General features: G+C 40.5%; 20 protein-coding genes, 2 tRNA genes and 1 other RNA gene. 7 read left to right on the top strand and 16 right to left on the bottom strand.

Going from position 1 to position 19,171, the window contains the following annotated elements; translation table 11 throughout:
• Positions 1-10: 10 nt before the first annotated feature.
• The 3 genes from FD17_RS04160 to FD17_RS04150 all read right to left on the bottom strand — a co-directional run bounded on the left by FD17_RS04160 (position 11) and on the right by FD17_RS04150 (position 2,185).
• Positions 11-919, bottom strand: a complete 909-nt coding sequence (locus FD17_RS04160) for a zinc ribbon domain-containing protein (protein ID WP_057823924.1) — start codon at positions 917-919, stop codon at positions 11-13.
• Between the two features lie 361 nt (positions 920-1,280).
• Positions 1,281-1,712 carry a DUF805 domain-containing protein gene (locus tag FD17_RS04155; RefSeq protein WP_057823922.1) on the bottom strand — a complete coding sequence of 144 codons (432 nt, stop codon included), beginning with the start codon at positions 1,710-1,712 and terminating at the stop codon, positions 1,281-1,283.
• Positions 1,713-1,762: 50 nt separating this feature from the next.
• On the bottom strand, positions 1,763-2,185 hold the full coding sequence (locus tag FD17_RS04150) for a DUF805 domain-containing protein (protein WP_057823920.1): 423 nt from the start codon (positions 2,183-2,185) through the stop codon (positions 1,763-1,765).
• A gap of 234 nt (positions 2,186-2,419) precedes the next feature.
• Between FD17_RS04150 and spxB the strand changes: the two genes are divergently transcribed.
• Entirely contained in the window at positions 2,420-4,174 is a 1,755-nt protein-coding gene (spxB, locus tag FD17_RS04145; RefSeq protein WP_057823918.1) for a pyruvate oxidase, read from the top strand.
• A gap of 153 nt (positions 4,175-4,327) precedes the next feature.
• Here the strand turns inward: spxB and FD17_RS04140 are convergent, their stop codons facing one another.
• The 6 genes from FD17_RS04140 to FD17_RS04115 all read right to left on the bottom strand — a co-directional run bounded on the left by FD17_RS04140 (position 4,328) and on the right by FD17_RS04115 (position 8,548).
• Positions 4,328-4,822 carry a DUF5067 domain-containing protein gene (locus FD17_RS04140; protein WP_057823916.1) on the bottom strand — a complete coding sequence of 165 codons (495 nt, stop codon included), beginning with the start codon at positions 4,820-4,822 and terminating at the stop codon, positions 4,328-4,330.
• 193 nt (positions 4,823-5,015) lie between these two features.
• A complete protein-coding gene (locus FD17_RS04135; RefSeq protein WP_057823914.1) occupies positions 5,016-5,846 on the bottom strand; it encodes a hypothetical protein in 831 nt (276 codons plus the stop codon).
• 17 nt (positions 5,847-5,863) lie between these two features.
• Positions 5,864-6,349 carry a hypothetical protein gene (locus tag FD17_RS04130; RefSeq protein ID WP_057823912.1) on the bottom strand — a complete coding sequence of 162 codons (486 nt, stop codon included), beginning with the start codon at positions 6,347-6,349 and terminating at the stop codon, positions 5,864-5,866.
• Between the two features lie 399 nt (positions 6,350-6,748).
• Complete coding sequence (locus tag FD17_RS04120) at positions 6,749-7,159, bottom strand: hypothetical protein (RefSeq protein WP_057823908.1); 411 nt, start codon at positions 7,157-7,159, stop codon at positions 6,749-6,751.
• Positions 7,160-7,356: 197 nt separating this feature from the next.
• Positions 7,357-7,723: a transfer-messenger RNA gene (gene ssrA, locus FD17_RS13035) on the bottom strand.
• A 51-nt stretch (positions 7,724-7,774) separates the two neighbouring features.
• Entirely contained in the window at positions 7,775-8,548 is a 774-nt protein-coding gene (locus FD17_RS04115) for a Cof-type HAD-IIB family hydrolase (RefSeq protein WP_057823906.1), read from the bottom strand.
• A 124-nt stretch (positions 8,549-8,672) separates the two neighbouring features.
• Between FD17_RS04115 and FD17_RS04110 the strand changes: the two genes are divergently transcribed.
• From FD17_RS04110 to FD17_RS04100, 3 genes are read left to right on the top strand one after another with little or no spacing between them, the layout of a single operon-like run.
• The gene (locus FD17_RS04110) at positions 8,673-9,371 is read left to right on the top strand and encodes a cysteine peptidase family C39 domain-containing protein (RefSeq protein ID WP_057823904.1); all 699 of its coding nucleotides are present in this window, start codon (positions 8,673-8,675) and stop codon (positions 9,369-9,371) included.
• Between the two features lie 15 nt (positions 9,372-9,386).
• Positions 9,387-10,118: a response regulator transcription factor gene (locus FD17_RS04105; protein WP_057823902.1), complete on the top strand. Its 732-nt coding sequence runs from the start codon at positions 9,387-9,389 to the stop codon at positions 10,116-10,118.
• Positions 10,115-11,578 (top strand): sensor histidine kinase, encoded by a 1,464-nt coding sequence (locus FD17_RS04100; RefSeq protein WP_057823900.1) that lies wholly within the window; start codon positions 10,115-10,117, stop codon positions 11,576-11,578. Before FD17_RS04105 ends, FD17_RS04100 begins: the two co-directional genes overlap by 4 nt.
• A gap of 70 nt (positions 11,579-11,648) precedes the next feature.
• Here FD17_RS04100 and FD17_RS04095 read toward each other — a convergent pair whose 3' ends face one another.
• The gene (locus FD17_RS04095) at positions 11,649-11,882 is read right to left on the bottom strand and encodes a hypothetical protein (protein WP_057823899.1); all 234 of its coding nucleotides are present in this window, start codon (positions 11,880-11,882) and stop codon (positions 11,649-11,651) included.
• Positions 11,883-12,061: 179 nt separating this feature from the next.
• Positions 12,062-12,135 (bottom strand) — tRNA-Glu (locus FD17_RS04090).
• Between the two features lie 121 nt (positions 12,136-12,256).
• Here FD17_RS04090 and FD17_RS04085 point away from each other — a divergent pair.
• Positions 12,257-12,328, top strand: a tRNA-Gln gene (locus FD17_RS04085).
• 256 nt (positions 12,329-12,584) lie between these two features.
• Here FD17_RS04085 and FD17_RS04080 read toward each other — a convergent pair.
• The gene (locus tag FD17_RS04080; RefSeq protein ID WP_057823897.1) at positions 12,585-13,520 is read right to left on the bottom strand and encodes an SHOCT domain-containing protein; all 936 of its coding nucleotides are present in this window, start codon (positions 13,518-13,520) and stop codon (positions 12,585-12,587) included.
• A gap of 874 nt (positions 13,521-14,394) precedes the next feature.
• Between FD17_RS04080 and FD17_RS04070 the strand changes: the two genes are divergently transcribed.
• Positions 14,395-14,748 carry an MmcQ/YjbR family DNA-binding protein gene (locus FD17_RS04070; RefSeq protein WP_057823893.1) on the top strand — a complete coding sequence of 118 codons (354 nt, stop codon included), beginning with the start codon at positions 14,395-14,397 and terminating at the stop codon, positions 14,746-14,748.
• 49 nt (positions 14,749-14,797) lie between these two features.
• Here the strand turns inward: FD17_RS04070 and FD17_RS04065 are convergent, their stop codons facing one another.
• Complete coding sequence (locus FD17_RS04065; protein ID WP_057823891.1) at positions 14,798-15,421, bottom strand: hypothetical protein; 624 nt, start codon at positions 15,419-15,421, stop codon at positions 14,798-14,800.
• A gap of 27 nt (positions 15,422-15,448) precedes the next feature.
• Positions 15,449-15,778 carry a hypothetical protein gene (locus FD17_RS04060; RefSeq protein WP_057823889.1) on the bottom strand — a complete coding sequence of 110 codons (330 nt, stop codon included), beginning with the start codon at positions 15,776-15,778 and terminating at the stop codon, positions 15,449-15,451.
• A 165-nt stretch (positions 15,779-15,943) separates the two neighbouring features.
• Between FD17_RS04060 and FD17_RS04055 the strand changes: the two genes are divergently transcribed.
• Positions 15,944-16,960: a serine hydrolase domain-containing protein gene (locus FD17_RS04055; RefSeq protein ID WP_057823887.1), complete on the top strand. Its 1,017-nt coding sequence runs from the start codon at positions 15,944-15,946 to the stop codon at positions 16,958-16,960.
• A gap of 51 nt (positions 16,961-17,011) precedes the next feature.
• Here FD17_RS04055 and FD17_RS04050 read toward each other — a convergent pair whose 3' ends face one another.
• Together FD17_RS04050 and FD17_RS04045 are read right to left on the bottom strand one after the other, a co-directional pair.
• Positions 17,012-17,716 (bottom strand): type 1 glutamine amidotransferase, encoded by a 705-nt coding sequence (locus tag FD17_RS04050; protein ID WP_057823884.1) that lies wholly within the window; start codon positions 17,714-17,716, stop codon positions 17,012-17,014.
• Positions 17,716-19,062 (bottom strand): Mur ligase family protein, encoded by a 1,347-nt coding sequence (locus tag FD17_RS04045; RefSeq protein ID WP_057823883.1) that lies wholly within the window; start codon positions 19,060-19,062, stop codon positions 17,716-17,718. Before FD17_RS04045 ends, FD17_RS04050 begins: the two co-directional genes overlap by 1 nt.
• Positions 19,063-19,171 lie beyond the last annotated feature (109 nt).

Raw genomic sequence — 19,171 nt, 5'->3', positions numbered from 1 at the left:
TTGTATGCTGTTAACCATGATATAAGATATCTTCAGAAAATGTAATGCCATCAGCAACTGTATCATATGATTTTGCATCCTCTGATTCATCGGTTAAAATTTTAATTGAGGATGGTTTCAGAGCGGTCGTTGATTTTCCAAGCAAAATAAGTGCGTATTCTACTCTTTTCGCATTCGAAGAAATTTCGTCAGTTGAACCGGTATCGCTCATCGAATCATCATCAAAATTGGTTTGATAGCCATTTGAGTAAACAACTTGTTTAATTCCACCAAACTGAATTGCCCGATTTGAATTGTTCTTTACGATATATTCAATTTTGATCCGATTATAGTCTTTAGGCATATTGTCTTTACTAAATGTATCACTGGCTTGCTCAAGCTGATCTTCTGTATTTGCATGAACTTTATCAACCTCTGCATGCTTAAACTTAATCGACAGTGGACCATCTTTTATAGTTGTATTTGGTTTAGCCCCAAGACCAATCAATGTTGCTTTCCCAATGATTGGGCTATTTTTCCATTGGCCCACTTTTGAAGGATGAGTTAATGAATCTGACGGGATTTCATTTGGATCCTTCTTCTTTACTGCAATATCTTTCTTCTTGGCTTTCGAACTCGCTGCTGGCTGCATAACAACCGTGGTTCTAGCATTGTTCAGCATTGCGATACAAGTTACAAGGCCAACCCCGAGAATAATAATCGCCCAAATCATCCAATTCTTATACCAGAGTTGTTTGTGATCCAAATTGGCTGGGGAATGACGCTGCGGTTCTGGAGCGGTCGATTGTTTTATAAGATTGGGTTTAGAACTATTATCATCGCTCAAGCTCACCTGTTCCTTTCCACAATATGGGCAGAACTGAGCGGCAGATGGGATCTGTTTCCCGCAGCTTATGCAAAACTTTGTAGCTTCATTCATGGTGATCCTCCAAAATATGTATTCAGCATTCAATGCCATCAGTTATGGAAGAATGGAAATGATTGAATCATTTCTTGCCATAAAACATTGCATTTGTTGCATGAATTGATTACGAACTTTATAACTATACCTAAACAACAGTGCACCCGTCAATCATTATTAAAGCTTTGTGTCAGGACTCCATATCATTTTATGTATGAGCAAGATTTATACTAACAGGAAATTGTCGGTTTTTAAAGTTGAGGGTATCATTACCATTGAAAAGATTTGGGCTTTGGATCCAGACCCTAAAGCTGGGAAGTTATTTGAAGAATAAATAAAATCCAATCATCAATTGATGGTTGGATTTTTAGTGTCTAATTTATTTTGACAATACTTTGTGGGTCTCTGATTGATTGATCAGATGTTTGGAGCTTTTGTTGGATGGCAGAAGGGCAAGCACCAGGACGATAGGGGCTAACTTGACCGGTAGAATTGCAAGCGGCAGAATCCCCCACAGAACTGAAATACCTGCATCGTTCATCCTGCGTAAGTAGGATGTGAACATTGCGGTACAGACTATAACGATCAGGATGAGTGAAATCCCATTAATCAAAACGGTCAACACACTATTCATTTTCGGGAATAAGAACATCAATGAAAGTTCGTGACTGTTTGTTATATTTTTGATCAGGTAAGTGGTACAAAATGCGATCGCAAAGTTGACGATCCACGGTACCCAGAATTGGGTAGGAGTCGTTTTGGCACGACCAACAAACATTTTGGTCCAAAATTGCAGATATGTTTTGAGCATGATGGATATCTCCTTAATTTTGTGGGGGGAATGAATACAGCGGATGGATTTTAAAAGTCTGATTGATTGGTCGGCCATCTTGGATCTTCCTTTGATGGCAGCAAGGCGATTATCAGAATCAACAGTCCCCACCAAAATGGTATGAACAATAGGTCAACCACCGCCCACCACCCGGAAAACCCGGCATCGTGCAACCTTCGACAGAGGCTGGTGAACGTTGCCAATCCAACAAATAAAGTCAGTGTGATAATGACAAAAAACAAAATGTTTGAAGGAAGTGAATCAGAATAACCGATAATTGGATTTAGAGCAATTACGTGTCCGTGAATAAAGCTGCCGACTTGATGGGTCGAAATAAGCAGAATTAATAAAATCATGCTGTGGACGATAAAGGGGACCCAAAATTGTTTTCTGGTGGCTTTTGCATTCAGCGCGCCAATCTTTGTCCAAAATTCTATGTAGGCTTTTAGCATTTAGCTATTTTCCCCCTCTAATAATTATAATATTACTTTAACACAAATATCATTTCTTACATAACATAAAATGAATAACCTTAAATGGGTTAATTTAAAGATTGGCATGGTTGTTTCTTTCACTGATAATGAAGCGTTTACAATTAAAAAGTCGATTTGATTGTAATTTTGATTGTACAAAACTAATATAACCATGATCAATAAAAAGTTGCTCACTCACAGGAGGTTTTTATTATGGCAGAGACAATTAATTCTGGGATTGCCGCATTACGAACGCTCGAAAGTTGGGGCGTTGATCATGTCTACGGGATTCCCGGCGGAACCGTTAATAATTTAATGTATGCATTAGATGCTGAAAAAGATAAAATCAAATATATTCATGTCCGACACGAAGAAGTTGGCGCGTTGGCAGCCGTTGCTGATACCAAACTGACCGGCAAGATCGGCGTGGCCTTTGGCTCAGCCGGACCCGGTGCAACCCACTTGTATCAAGGTGGTTACGATGCGATGGCAGATAAAGTACCGGCTTTATTCATTGTCGGCCAAAACCCACAAGCAATGATGAACCAGGACTTCTTCCAGGAATTTGATGAAAACCCTTGGTTCAAAGATGCGGGCGTCTATGCTCGAACCGTTATGACCGCTGAGAGCCTGCCACACATTTTGGATGAAGCGATTCGCCGAGCATTTGCCCAACACGGGCCGGCGTTTGTCACAATTCCTAATGACTTAACCAATAAAGAAATCCCGGCAGATGGTTATTACAGTGCTGCCGCTAACTTTGCCCGACCTGAACTGTCAGCCGGATCAGATGACCAGGTTCAACAAGTGCTTGACCTCATTTATCAAGCCAAAAAGCCGGTATTATATGTCGGTCAAGGCACTTATGGGGCTGCAGCTGAAGTCATGGAATTCGCCAAGAAATTTCAAATTCCGGTGATTACGACTGCACTTGGTAAGGAAATTATTCCGTATGACTTTGAATCATTACTCGGTTCAGCAGCCCGAGTTGCCTCAAAGCCAGCCAATGAGGCACTTCAACAAACTGATTTGATGCTGTTTGTTGGATCCAACTACCCATTTGCAGAGGTGATGTTCAAGCCGGATGTTAAATTCGTCCAGATTGATAACAATCCTCAGGTCCTTGGCAAACGTCATAAGACGGATGTGGCTATTTTAGCTGACGCCAAGAAGACCTTGCAGAAATTAAACGACATGGGTAAGGAAGCTGCACCATCTGATTGGTATGCAGCCAATGTTGACAATGTTACCAACTGGCATGAATACAATGATCACATGATGAACCGGACCGAAGGCAAATTGCGATTTGAACCGGCGTTTAAAGAGATAAACCGGATTTCTGAAAAGGATGCCATTTACTCAATTGATGTGGGGGATGTCACTCAAAACGCGGTCCGTCTTCTGAAAACCAATGGCCACCAGCCTTGGATCACATCCGGACTGTTTGCGACAATGGGGGTTGGTCTCCCAGGAGCACTTGCTGCCAAATTGAGTTATCCGGATCGTCAGGTATTTAACATGGCTGGTGATGGTGCTCAGGCAATGGTGATGCAGGATTTGAGCACTGAAGTTGGCTACAAGCTGCCAATCATCAATGTTGTCTTCTCTAACGATGCGCTTGGTTTCATTGAAGATGAGCAGGAAGATGACAATCATGAATGGTTTGGCATCAGTTTGCCGCAGACAGATTTTGCCAAAGTTGCGGAAGCTCAAGGGATGCTTGGCATTACCGTAACTTCCGTTGACCAGATGAAACCAGCATTTGACAAGGCTGTTGAGGAGACCAAAGCCGGCAAGCCAGTGCTGATCGATGTCAAAATTACCAATGAACGACCAATTCCGGTTGAAAAATTGACTTTGGATCCTGATAAGTTCGATCAAAAGACAATTGACGACTTCAAGAAACGTAACTACGCAGAGGGATTGATTCCATTAAGTGAATTCTTGAAGAAGCATGGTGTTCAATAAAGATATGTTTGAGAGGATTGGAAGTCTATTTCCAATCCTTTTTTGGATACGCATGAATAAGAGAGGTAAAAAAACAGCAGACTGATATATGCAAACTTGTGCATATGTCAGCTCTGCTGTTTTTCATTGTGGTTCATGAGGTACTGATTCATACTACTTGATGCTGTAAGTTCGAATGCCAATCGTTTGGTTTGTACCATATTTGACGCCATAAATTTTGATTGGTGATTTTGTGTCGTATAGATTCCAAGCCATAGAACCTTTGGCTGAATGATTCTTCTTGATGTTGACTTTATAACTGGATGCTAATTTCTCATCTGGAAGTGGGGCAGCAATCAATCGCTTCTTAGACTTAGCTGGTTGGTATGCGTGCAGTACCGAGGCTGCGGAAACCGGCGTAACTTTTTTATTGCTGGTATTTTTGATCGTATACCAAATGGCAAAAATTGGCTTTTTACCAAATTCGTTTCCGGTTTCACCGGCTGGGATGACCGTCGTTTTGGTAATTTTTAGTTGGAAGTTTTTGGCTTTCAGTGAGTTGTTGCTGAAGCTTTGAGCGTTTGAGGACTTCTTGCTCTGTCCCAGTGTGCAGCCTGCAAGAGATATTGCTGTGATGAATGTCATGACAAGCACGATTGCTTTTTTCATTTTCCCGTCTCCAATACGATTTCATAAATTGAAATTTAATATTATTAATATTTTACATGATTATGCCGAAAAAGTAACTCAAAAATAGTTGAGTTGGTTGTTGAGCTTTGGATTCGCTTATTTAATGCTTGAATTTAGTATATAAAAAGGCAGAACCATTGGTTGGCTCTGCCTAAGATCGAATAGTCTTCAGCTATTTTTGAATGGGCTTTGCAAGTATAATTCCCGGATATTCGTCGGCGGCTTCTTGATGATGTTTGTCGTAGTAGAAAATGCCAATTTGGTAGTCGCTTAAAGTGTTGCGCTTTGCCTGATCGTAGCCTGCTTTATCCAGTGCTTTTTTAACCAGATTTAATCGTTGGCTGTCGGAAATGTTATTTTTGTAAAAGGCACGGTCAAAGTATTTGTTGACTGATTGCAAAACAATAACATCGGTAAATGATGGCAACGATTTAATCCCAGTAGTTGGATCTGTTTGGATAGGGAATGCGCTCCATTCGCTACTGAGTCTCCAAGATAATGGCGTGTTCGGAAACAGCTTTAATACCTTTTTAGAAAATCGCTGGGAAGGTGATTCTTGAATGTACTTGGCATATTCCTGGTTGTTTGAGAATCTGCCTAGTTGTAGATTGTTCCAAACCTTGTAGTTCGTATTGTAGCCCGGTCGGAGATACCCGCCCCAAACAATTCCTTTTCGGGTGTAATGATTCTTTGGCGTCCAGCCATTGATTCCATAGTAGACTGACAACTTGCCATTGTGTTTATAGGTATAAGTATGATTACGATTCCGGTTGGAATTTGGATAATTGTTTAATTGTAGAATTTTTTTAGTGTGGTTACTATTCCACATGTACACTTTTTTATGTTTATATTGGGACTTCACTTGAAACCAAGTGGGTGAAGATTCCCAACTTGTTTTGATTCTTTGATACCCGTTAGCGGACACGGAGGGCATGGTCATTGTCATTCCAATTCCCAAAGCTGTCCCAGCCACGATCATTGAAAAAAGTGATTTAAATTTCATGTAAATATCCCCCGATTTCATGACTGACTGGAATTATTCAATGCTTGAAGTTCCGAAATAATCTGCATCAGCTTAGCATGATAAATGTCCGACCTCAAAGCATCATTTTGCTGGCTGAACCAGTATTGTTTGGCCGGTGCGACGTAATTTTCAGGAACTTGGTATTTGTCGGCAATTTGTTGAAACAGTTCTGGATTGTCAGCTGCCTGCTGAATACGGTATAACGGTTCTTCTTGAATAATTCGAATGACTTGTGGCCGAACTTCCTCAGGCAATTTTGGCTGAACAATTTTAACCACTGTATTTTTAATTGGTTTATCCAAAATCGTGTTGGTCTGGCGTTGCGCGTCCGTTAATTCATGAACCTGGTGGCCGACATACAGAAAGCCACCCAGGATAATGGCCAAGACAGTTAACAACACAATTAATTTGGTGTGCTTGGATTTCTTCTGTGCTTTTTTAGTCTGTTTTCGTTGCTGTCGTGATGGTGTTTGATCTTGCATGAACTATTCCCCCTCGATGAATTTACGAGTCGAGTATAACATTATTGGTTATGAGCCTATGTATTGAAGAATGGGTTGCAGGTGATTTTAAATATTTCTTTAGATAAAAAAATGGCAAGTAGCTTCGACCTTCTGAACGCTTGCGCGCCGATCGTTACTTACTCACCGTGGTTTGGCACCGACAAAAAGTATAGCATGTTGTCAGTTCAATGTAAATATTTTTTGAAAGATGCTGGTTATATGAAAAATAATGCTTCTCTTTAAATGCTATTCCAGGAATTCTGAATTGGGTTAAAAGTAATTGTAATTGCCTCAGGTTCATTTATCCCCGAATGGTTTGAAATTGAAAAGCTGGAAATCGATGAATTTTAGAATTTAATGGTCTCCCATTTTTGGCTTCTAACGATAATACACTTTGGAGTAGTGCTTGTCGTTATATGGATATGTTGTACGATATTTTAATTTATAGTGTGTAGCCACGATTTTTACATGGTTTACTTTATGGGAGTACATAAATTCCACGCCTCGAATCAGGTAAGTATATCTGCCATATTGTTTATAACTGACCCTGTTTAATGCAAAGGGATCGCCAAGACCAAATCCGGTAAAGGTTGTTGGCGTCATACGAACACCTGTCTGAAACTTGAACCGGTATTTTCCTGATCCTGCATATTGAGTTCGTTGGTATGTCCCCCGAAGAATCTTTGGGGTACCATAATGCCAAGAAGCGGCATTGCTTGGTGCTGGGGATATTGCCATAAAACTGATTGCTGATGCAACGGTTATTGCGTACTTTGTTATTTTCCTCATAAGCTTATTTCCCTTCATGTATTGTATATAGTTGCGGTATAGGAATAGACGGGTTGATATCCATTCTCTAAAGTTAACAGATTCTCATACATTTAATTTTACTATTTTCTTGGTTCAACGACCGAATTGATTTACTTTAAAAAAAGTCAGCCAAATCAATGCAATTAGGCATCGATTTGGCTGACTTTTTGTATATTCAATGGAGTCGGCGGGAGTTGAACCCGCGTCCGAGCATATTGCCACCCAGATATCTACGTTCATAGATCTATTATTTGAATTTCACCTACTGAAACGCCATAAATCAAGGCACCCACAGCAGGCTAACCTGATTAGTCTCTTCAGTCCGCTTCAGGTGGGAGCAAACTGCGTGAGCCCATTTAATTTAGGACCCAGATCTAACCCATGGGCGAAGTTAGGAGGATCTACGTTAAGCGCTTATTAGGCAGCTAAAGCGTAAGAATTGTTATTATTTTTTGCAGTTATAATAAACTGGGCGGTTTAACGTGGCGCTGCACGAAACGCAATCCAGACTCAACCTATACCCGTCGAATCCATAACGACCCCGATACAAATTATATAATATCATAAATGGGGTAGACTTAGAAGCATTCCGACTTAAAGCAGATTGAAATGTTTTAAGCCATTTACAATTCCGTGGTCGGTATTCTTAGTGGTGATGTATTCAGCGTATTCTTTGACGTGGGGCAATCCGTTTTCCATCACAACCGGATGATCGACAAAATCCAGCATCGGAATATCATTGTTACCGTCACCAAATGCATAAGTCGGGATCCCATCTAATTTGGCATTGGCAATTAATTCCTGAATGCCTTTTTTCTTAGAGCTTCCAATGTGCACAATATCCATACTAAACGGCGTATTTCGGAAAAATGTCAGGCTGTCTTTGAAGTGGTTAATATAATGATCGTCTGGCCCTTTGGTATTGATCAGCATCATCACAACTTCCTGCTTCTTGATGAAATCTTCCACACCTAAGTTAGGCATTCTTGAGTTGATGAACTTGTAATTGCCGCGAACGATATCGTTAATGAAATTGATTTTTGCGCCGGTACTGTTCATGACGGTCGTGGCTTCATGGTTGGATTTGGCGAACTCAACAAAATCTTCAACGATTTGTTTATCGATCAGGGCTTTGTAGACTGGTTTGCCTTCAAAGATAACATAACTGCCGTTTGCGGAGACAACCGTGTCAATTCCAGTTTGTTTCATGGTGTTGGGGATTTCAAACAGGTTTCGTCCGGTTGAGATCACTGGGAGAACGTTATTTGCCTTTAATTGGTGCATTGCATCGGCCACTTCAGGGTCGACACGTGTCTGTTCATTATATAAAGTATGGTCAAGGTCAAAAAATGCGATTCCTTTATACATAAGTAAGCCATCCTTTGCATGATTAAATTTATAAACATATACGCTACTATCATAACAATATTGCGAGTTTCCAAGCAAGTTTCTTCAATTATTGTTAAAATGGATTATATATGAGGTGAGTCGATTGGAAAAAACAACCATTGCAAATGAAAAGACCAGCCGATTTTTCGTCCGGTTAAGAAGAATTCCCGGCGAACATTGGTACTTGGCGAATGGTAACGAGAAAAACGTTAATCCAAAAAACAAAATTAAAGTTCCAGACAGCATCAAAGCCCAGGATTTTCTGGTTGATGAAATCAGCTTTTTTAATAAATTAGTTTGGTATCACTTTACTTGTGGAGATCTCGAAGGATGGCTGCCGAAGCGAAATATCCGTAAGACTTTCAGGAGACTTGATGTTGCACCAATTAAACAGGCAACCCAGTCCGACATTGACAATCAATGCACGGCAATTTTGATGTTGCTTGAGAGTTCAGGTGCGATGGTCGAACCCGCTGCGCTAAAAGCCGAGGTTGAAAAGTGGCATGGGTCAGCTGGAACGTTAATGGAGTTAAGTGATTTAATCATCTCCAAAACCCATTCGATTCGTGATTTGAACGGCGTTAATTTTAGAAAATTAGATAAGCAGCTGCTACGCCGACGACCAATTCTGGTAAGGGTTGCCGGAATGGATAATTTGAAATCCAGCTTAATTTTATTAACAGGGTTTAATCGAAAAACGTATTATTACAATGATCCATGGACCGGGAAACTAGAATCAATTTCCCAACAACATTTAAGAAAACATTGGACGCGAGGGAATTTAGAAGCGATAAGCTATTGAAGGCGGGGTTTAATAATGAAATTGTTGATGATTGAAGATAATAAGTCTGTATCTGAAATGATGCAGATGTTTTTCCAAAAGGAAGGGTGGGATGTCACCTTTGCTTACGACGGCATTGAGGCCGTTGACAAATTTAACGAAGATCCCGACAGCTGGGATATGATTACACTGGATCTTAATTTACCGAAAAAAGATGGCATGGAAGTGGCCAAAGAGATTCGCGCCAAATCACAGACTGTTCCAATTATTATGTTGACCGCCCGCGATTCGGATAGCGACCAAGTCCTGGGATTTGAAATGGGTGCCGACGATTATGTAACTAAGCCGTTTTCACCGATTACGCTGGTAGCCCGAATTAAGGCGCTTCAACGACGAGCCCATACTGAGAGCGAAAGCGATGAAGAAGTTGAGGAGAAAGCCAAGAATACTTTTGATATTGAGACCGATCATTTTAGGTTGAACACCAACACTCGTGAAGCGTATTTGGATGATAAACGGATCTCCGATTTGACCCCTAAGGAATTTGATCTATTGAAGACATTGGCTCAAAAGCCACGCCAGGTATTTTCACGGGAGCAGCTGTTGGAAATGGTTTGGAACTATGAATATTACGGTGATGAACGAACCGTTGACGCCCATGTCAAAAAGCTCCGTCAGAAGATTGAAAAAGTTGGCCCTCAAGTGATTCAAACCGTCTGGGGCGTTGGATACAAATTTGATGATAGTGAAGTGGACAATAAGAAATGAAAATGATTTATCAGCAGTTATTGGCGTTTTTTCTGGTAATTGCCTGCACAATTTTATTACTTGGATTTTCTTTCGGACGAATGTCAAAAACTTTCGTCTATGACCAGGCATGGCATAATTTAGAAAAATATTCAGATAGTTTGATTCAGCAATCATTGACAATTAGTTCTAAAAGCAAAGCTAAAGTAGCTTTTGACGAAGAAAAGCTGAAGAACTCTGAGGCCTTGTTGGAAAACCAGTCGGTCCATTTCACGGTATTTAGCCCACGGGATCAAGTCATTTATCCCAATAACGGGGTTGCTCCACGGATTACCAAAAACGATTGGAAACATTTACGCAAAAATCAAATCGTTCGAAAAGTTAACAATAAAAACTTCAAGATGAGTAACGGTAAAACGCGACCGGCAATGATTGAAGTCCTCAAGCCTTACTATTATAAGAAAAAACTTGTGGCTGCAGTAACGGTTGGCGCGTTTATTTCCGACGTTAATTCCAACGTTAACCGGATTAACCGTGACTTATTGAAGGCGCTTTTTGTTGCCTTGATTATCTCGATGTTTGTCAGTTATTTCATTGCCCGACGACTCAATCGGCGAATTAGCAAGCTTAGAAGTGCGGCCAACCAGGTGTCAAACGGAAATTATCAGATTCGGCTGACTCCTGGCGGCAAAGATGAGATTGGCGAATTAATTGTTGATTTCAATCATATGACCCAGTCACTTCAACAAGCCAACAATGAAATTCAACGGCAGGAAGAACGTCGTCAAGAATTCTTGGCAAATGCTGCTCACGAAATGCGGACGCCTTTGACAACGATTTCCGGGATCCTGGAGGGAATTAAATATGATGTGATTCCCCAAGAGTCTCGAGCAAAGAGTATTGACTTAATGAGTAGTGAGACGCAACGATTAATTCGGCTGGTTAACGAAAATTTGGATTATGAAAAGATTCGTTCCAACTCTATTCAGCTGGATAAGCGTCATTTTAACGCTGCAAAGGTCCTTGTGAACGTGACCGACCAACTAACCAGTAAAGCGGAAGAATCGCAGGACAAGCTTGTTTTGAACGCACCAAAGGACCTGTCAATTTATGCTGATTATGACCGGTTTGTCCAGATTGTCTTTAACATTATTACCAACGCGATTCAATTTACCAATAAAGGCACAATCACGGTTACTGGTGAACGTGGGTACAATGAAACGATTATCAAGGTTGCCGATACTGGTATTGGGATGTCGCAGGATCAGCAGAAAAATATTTTTGAACGTTATTACAAAGCAGATGCTTCACGGCGAGCCGGCAAGTATGGCGAGTCGGGCCTTGGGCTGGCAATTGTCCATCAGTTGGTTAAGTCGCATGGCGGTAAGATTTCAGTTTCGTCACAGTTGGGCAAGGGGACTACCTTTACGGTGATTATTCCTGATGCGACAGCTGCTGAAAAAGAGCAGGATAACAGTTAAATAAAAGCCATCACCTTATTTCAGATTTGAGAAATTCTCAAATTCGATTTAAAGATGATGGCTTTTTACTTTATTTGTTCGACTCTTGGGCGGCATGGTCTTCGTAAGCTTTAGTCCCTTTTTCAGTAAGACCGTTAATTTCGTTTCGCTCAGTTTCAATGTAGCCCGCGTCAACCAATGGCTTTGGATTGCCACCAATAACGTTGTCACAATAATCAACGAAATGAGTAACCGGTGTCCCTGATGATACCCGACCGGTATAAATTGCTTTTAAAATTTCATAATCTGTAGCTGTCAATTCCATGATGAAACCTCCTAGATTTTCTGAATTAATAATACCACCTTGATCAGATGGGGAGGCTGATTTTGTTTTCGCATTTTTATTTAGACAATTTACTGAAAATGTCTAAGAAGTTCTGATAAAAAAAGGATGTCGACCAAATTGACCAACATCCTTGCTTATCATTGTCATATCAACGATTATCACCCGCACGGGGCTCGAACCCGTAACTCCGCCTTGAGAGGGCGACGTCTTAAACCAGTTTGACCAGCGGGCAATGCTATCAAACTCACTATAATAGTTTATCTAAATCAGACTCGTTTGTCAACAGAGGAAACTTAAATATAAAGTTGACAAAACCACGAAAAATCTATAATATATTTAGTTGTGATATTCATTGGGTATTCGCCAAATGGTAAGGCAACGGACTCTGAATCCGTAATTTACTGGTTCGACCCCAGTATACCCAATTGTTGTTCTTAGCTCGGTCTTATAAGCTGTCAAAAGCCTATGAGACCGGGCTTTTTTATTTTTAGCGTTGTCACCGAATGTCATGAAATATCATCAAAAGTTAGCCAAAAGTTAAGCCAAAATATCAAGCTGTGAGTTTGATTAGCAGTATTTTGAAATAAAAAAGTTACCTCAATTGTCAAAAATGAACTGAACCCCTTGAATTAGATTTCTCGAATTCAAGGGGTTCAGTTCAGAGAAGGAAATGTGTCTTTTTTATAACCCGAGTAATTGTTTCTTCTTTGCTTCGTAATCTTCCTGGGTAATTAATTGTTTATCCAAGAGTGACTTATATTTTGCAAGTTGTTCTTCAAGATTATTGCTGTCTGATGGTTCTGGGTTCTTAGCATTTCGCTGTGGCTTTGGCTTTGTATGGCCTTCTTTGGGGAATATTTGCAGGTTACGCATTTTATCGAAGTCTTTTTGATAAGCTGCTAAAACGATGACAAATTTGTTTCCAGTAGAAAGTTCTTCCAGTTCTAAAGTAAGCCGGGAGGGATCTTCGACATTAAGTGTCCGAGAGTTAGTGTTTGATGAAATTTTGTCTTTGCCCATTCCGTGGCCGACAACTCCACCAGCAATTGTCCCGACCCCACCGGTTAAGACGCCACCAATAACAGCACCTGCCAGTCCGTGGCGCTTTTTCTTTGTTTCACCTTTTGTTTGTGTTTTGGTTTCTTCATGGTAATTAGGGCCATCAAATTTCATTGAAATGATATGGAATGTTTGGTAAGGCGGTTTGGTGGTGAACATAACAGTACCGTTTTGCAACTGGAATAGTTTCCCAAGATTAAACAGTCCTGGTGCTTGAATTTCCTTTTTTCCAGTGACAAACGTAATTTGTTTTCTAAATGTGATTTGTGCTGGATTAACAGGTGTATGTGTAGCTGTTGAAGTAGGGGCCGGAGCCACTGACTTATTTATTGGTGATTCTTCATGAGGTGTTGAATTGTAATTCGAGACTGTTTCTTTTGCATATTCAGCAGTGATGAGAGCTAATTTCCCAACTTCCATAAATGTTGGTGGTACTTGGTAGCCAAGAGCTCTACACAAAGTATATCCATCACGCTGGCAAAGAAACGCTTTGTATATCTGTAGCCGTGGGTCTCCAATCTTTATTTGAATCCCGCAGATTGCACATTGTCTTGCCATATCTTTTTACTCCTCAATATAGTTTCAGCTTTTTATGACTTCAGCGTTTGGTCATAGCCACACAAAATCGTTATTCATTGCTTTAATTATCTAAGTAGTGCTGAGGTTCTTCTTTCACAATGCTTGCTAAGTGAGCCGGAACTGCGAACGAGTCAATAAAGTCTTGGGCGTTGGCTTGTTGCAATGCTTTATACTCCTCTGGAAGCAGTTTGCTGTCAAAAGTTAGGATTGCAGCGTTCCTTTTTAAATTGGGTCGTTCAACCTGTTCGCCGGAGCTCATATTCCCATGAACCTAGCCTTTGTTGCATATTTTCTTAGAATTTGTTCGCGTATGGTGAAAACTTTGGGTAAACTAAATTATAACTCGAATTTTTCAGTTGGAGTTAAAGACTGTAAGTTATTAATAGTTGTAAAAAGACACTCACAAGGAGCATCTATGTTCTATTAAGAAGAGATCTTTGAAATCAATATAGTCATGAATGAGTACGTAGTAATCTCTAACTCATACATCATTGATTATTCTGGTCATGTGCACATTGGTAAAGTAAATTCAGCCACTATTAATCGTCTCAATGATTATGTACGAAAAATTTAGTGGTAGATTTTAATTGATTTTGCTATGTAAAATCAATCCCATAAATTTGTTTGGAGTTAGCTAAAAGTTAAGCCAAAGTATTGTTGAGTGGGCAAGCCTTTGCTGCATTAATGACAAGCCCAATATCTCAAATAAAGCCGTCTGACAAGCTCTCGTTGCTTGTCACGCGACTTTGTTGATTTCCAGTAAATATGTGGATCATTGTTCATTAACTTAAAGAAAGGTCATAATGGATGTATAGTTTGTTTTAAGGAGAATGACATTGGGGGCTCTTTTAAAATGAAACGTGACAATGTTATGAAGTATGTGGTTGATAAATATCAGACGCAACCGGAATATTTATGGAAAAAGTATCCAAGTTTTGCGGTTCTCAGACATACAGACAACCGGAAATGGTATGGTCTTGTCATGACCGTTAAGAAGAACCAATTAGGCCTTTCAGGAGAAGGATCTGAAGAGATTATGGATATTAAATTAGATCCCAAAGAAGTTGAGCTGCGCCGGGGCATGGCGGGCTTCCTGCCAGCATATCATATGAACAAAAACAACTGGATATCTATTAGGCTGGGACAGATGGATTCAAATAAGATTCGGGATTTGATTGATGAAAGTTATCAACTGACAAGAAAATAGGGCAAAAAAAGTGGCCGTGAGATTTTCCTCACAGCCACTTTAATGTTCTCTATTTTGCTTCATAATAACTATCCGCATTGGCCTTTAGCTGATCTGGTCCAGCCTTTTCCGGGTCCAACTTCTCCAAAGTCTTTTTGGTGAACATACTTTTAAGAATGGTTCGTTTCTTACCGTTACCAACATTGCGATTAAAGATAATATTAAACTGTTGATATTGATCGTATTTAGAATTCTTAATAGCTTTAAGAATCTCAACTGTAGTTAGTTTGAATGATCCGACGGTATCACGTTTATCCGTTACTTCGATTGTCAGAACGGACTTGTTCGTGGTGAACTTAACTTGATGATTGAATAGAAGGGCATGTGTCTTATCCAGAGTTTGTTTAACGGAGCTTTGAGTACTTTTGGTTGACTGTTTGGCAGTGGGTTTAACAGTTTTCTCTGTTCGTTCTGCCTGCTCTGCATTTCCTTTTTTGATAACTTGTTTTCCTTTTGGTGAATTAAAAAACAGGGTCCCAAAAACGATAAGTAGTATCAGTGACACCAAGGCATATTTGCCGTAGGGATATTTGCCATGTTTGCCGGTCACTTTAAAATAGGCAAACATCACGAAAAAAATCACCATCGCATAAGACGATAATTTTGTAATAACATCAAATAATGTACTAACCAAAGCGTTGTTCTCCTTTATGACGGCCGGTTATTCAAAAGACAGGTCGACTAAGTATTTTTGCCGATCAACTAAATGTGAAGTTGTAATCCACAACTCATGGTAATTTGCGTCTTTGACTTTCGTTTTGTCGTGGAAATAGTCTAACAAATCGCTGTACATCGACATAAAATCCGTTGACATGCGGTTGACTTCAAGCTTTTGCTTGGGGAAATAAATTTCCGGATTACCCAGCTTAACGGTATCGTCCAAATACATTTCTACGACATTGTCATATGCCGCGGGCTTATTCATTACTTTGTCAGGGTGGGCTTTAATATATGAAAGTACATGATAAATTGTGTCTGAGTTACTTGCCACTTGCTTTTCCTCCTGTCATTGAAGTACTACGTATCTTATTGTAACAAATATGGGTCCTGTCCGGCCAAAATATTTGCTGGGTTGACGGCTCGTCGGAACTTTCAAGAAGAAAACAAAAGCGGTACAATGAATTCAATCAATTTGTATAACGAAAGGAACCTGTTGATGAAATATCCCAATACGATCGCGAAGATTCATCAATTTGTCCATATGGGAATTGTCCCTGGCGTAAGCTACGGAATAGTAGATAGTGACGGCGTTCAAACCGATGTTTTTGGTAAGCAGGAACTTCTTCCTGACCAGCTGCCGCTTCATGAGGGTGAACTTTATGATTTGGCTTCTCTAACGAAAGTTATCGGAACAACCAATTTGGTTTTAAAACTCCTTGTATTAGGCAAGATTTCATTAGACGATTCGTTTAGTAAGTATTTTCCTCAGTGGCAGTCACCAGAAGTGACCATTCGCCACTTGTTGACTCACACGTCAGATATCGTCGGCTATATCCCCAACCGAAACCAGTTGTCCAAATCAGAACTGATACCGGCATTACTGAATTTAAAAAGCGGTCCGGATATTGGCAAGGTTGTTCACTACCAAGACTACAATTTTATATTTTTGGGTTGGGTTGCTGCTAAAGTCATGGGCGAGCCCGTGCAACAGCTCATCAGTGAACTCGTTCTTCAGCCGCTGGGACTTAATCATGCAACGTTTTCGCCACAGCAGATTAACAACGTGGTTCCAACAGAGTTGATACCGGGGAAAGGCCTGATTCATGGAACCGTTCATGACCCCAAAGCACAGATTTTAGGAGCAGATTGTGGATCTGCCGGACTATTTGCATCTTTGGATGACCTGATTCACTTTTCCAAGTGGATGTTGGGGGATATTCAATACCCCGATTTTCTCCCGGCTGACTGGATGAATCAATTTTTTATCGATCAGACACCCGGTCACATGAAGAATCGATCTTTTGGATGGATTCTTCGTCATTTTGATGGGCATCCGTATATTCTCCACACCGGCTATACCGGCACTTTGATCGTCGTCGACCGTCAAACTCATAAAGCGCTGGTATTCTTGTCCAATCGTGTTCATCCCGATGCCAGCAACAAATTGTTCTTCCCATATCGAAGCGAACTGATCAGGACATTTGTTCAGGAAAATGTTCGTACAAATAATTAATTGCAAATATCAAAAAGGAGTCATAACAATTGTTATGGCTCCTTTAATGATCTAAAATGTTGCGCCAACCTTGAGCTCAGCTTGCTTTTCGAGGTCTGCATTTGGATACTTTCTCTTCAAAGCATTCATCAAAACGTGTTTTGCAATATCATTATTTCTGGCGAGAATTGGGCCATGGAAGTAGGTGCAATAAACATTTTTATAAATCGCACCTTCAGTTTTATCCTGGCCGTTATTCCCATGCCCTTCAAGGACTTTTCCAAGAGGGCGTTCACCCTTACCGAGGAAGGTAATTCCTTGATGATTTTCGAAACCATGGTACTTTTCACCGGTTTCTTCATTTTCGATAACAACATTGCCGATGAAACGATGGTCTTTTTGTTTGTCGGTGTAATGGTCCAAAGCACCAATTCCCATCAACTTTTCGCCGTTGGCACCAATGTAGTAGTGACCCAGCAGTTGATAGCCGCCGCAAATGGCAACCACGGAACCGTCATCTTCAATAAAATTAGTCAAGGCTTGCTTTTTAGATTGAATGTCTTTAGAAATGATAGATTGTTCGAAGTCCTGGCCGCCGCCAAATACGATAATGTCGTATTTATCCGGGTCAAATTTTTGATCCAGACTGACAACTTCAGAGGTTAATTCGACGCCCATTTTGGCTGCCAAGTATTTTAAAACTAAAATATTTCCCAAATCACCATAAGTGTTCATCAGATCACCATAAAGATGACAGACGTTTAAAGAATAAGCCATTATCCCATGCCTCCTTTGATAAAGCCTTTCGCTGCAAAAACTTTTCTTACGTGTAGCATAGCTGTGTAGGTTGAGAGGATATAAACCTTTTTTGTTGGCGCCTTTGGAATCATTTCAACAACTTTATCCAAGTCTGGTTCAACCAAATGTTTGCTTGGATCGACTCCAGCAACCTGTAGACGATAAGTGATGTCCTTGTATCGCTCGCCACCGGTGATAAATTGTTTGATGTTCATCTTTGGCAGCCGTTCAAAATCACCATCCCAGATCCAGCTGGTATCAATTCCATCAGCATAGTTGGCATTTAACAGGCCGATGAATGTAAATGGATCCTTATCGGTTGAAATCATGTCAATCACCTGATTCAATCCAACGGGATTCTTCACCAAAATCAGTGTGACCAGTTTTCCATCGACGTTGATTTCTTCCTGGCGGCCAAAAATACTTTTACCCTGTTCAAAGGCCTTTCTGGTCTGGGCGGGTGAGACACCCATGAAACGACCAACCGAATACGCTGCCAAGGCGTTGTAAATATTATAAACACCGCCAATCTCAATTTTGATGGGTTCACCGTCAATTTCAAATTTCGATGACTTGGGTGTGAGATCGGTAATTTTATTCAAGGCAAAGTTGAGTTCTGGACGTTCATATCCACAGTTTGGGCAGAAATACTTGCCCAGATTAGAATAGCTGATGAAGTGATAGTGAAGGACGTGTTGACACTGCGGACAAAGCACACCATCAGTATTGGGGGTTGCTTTAATGTCTCCATCCGGTTGATTGTCGAAGCCGTAATAGACAATTGGATTTGGCAATTGTTTCGAATGGAAAATTGGTGCATCACCATTTGCAATAATTGTGGCATTTGGCGCCAAAGCCACACCGTTTAAAATTTTGTTGTAAGTTGTGTAGATTTCCCCATAACGATCCATTTGATCACGGAAAATGTTGGTGAAAACGAAAGCTTTCGGCTTAATATATTTGGTGACCATGATGACGTTTGCTTCATCCACTTCAAGAACTGCCAACGGCCGCTTTCCTTTGGATTTTGGAGCATGCAGGAAAGTGGTAATGATTCCCTGTTCCATGTTTGACCCGGTTGGGTTGGTTAAAATATTATCGTACTTTTCTTTTAGCACTTGAACAGTCAGCGCAGTGGTTAATGTTTTGCCGTTGGTCCCGGTAATGACGATGACATCATAGTCCCGTCCGAGGGTGGCCAAGATATCGGGATCAAGTCGTTTGGTAATTTTTCCGGGAAGCGAGCTGCCGCCCTTAAAGAATGTGTGCAGAAACCAGTAGGAGGACTTACCGGCTGCAGTAGCAATTGAACTTTTTAATGACATAAGATTTACTCCCTTAAATGAAGTACTTAATGATACTAATCAACCATTAAGTTTAGCATATGCCAAACTTTTTGAACATACATAAGCTCGCAGCTTAAGGCTTCACTAA

Origin of the sequence: Lentilactobacillus sunkii DSM 19904 (assembly GCF_001435575.1) — a bacterium.
GTDB lineage: Bacteria > Bacillota > Bacilli > Lactobacillales > Lactobacillaceae > Lentilactobacillus > Lentilactobacillus sunkii.
Note: the sequence above shows the minus strand (reverse complement) of the source record. Positions and strands in the feature narration are given on the sequence as shown.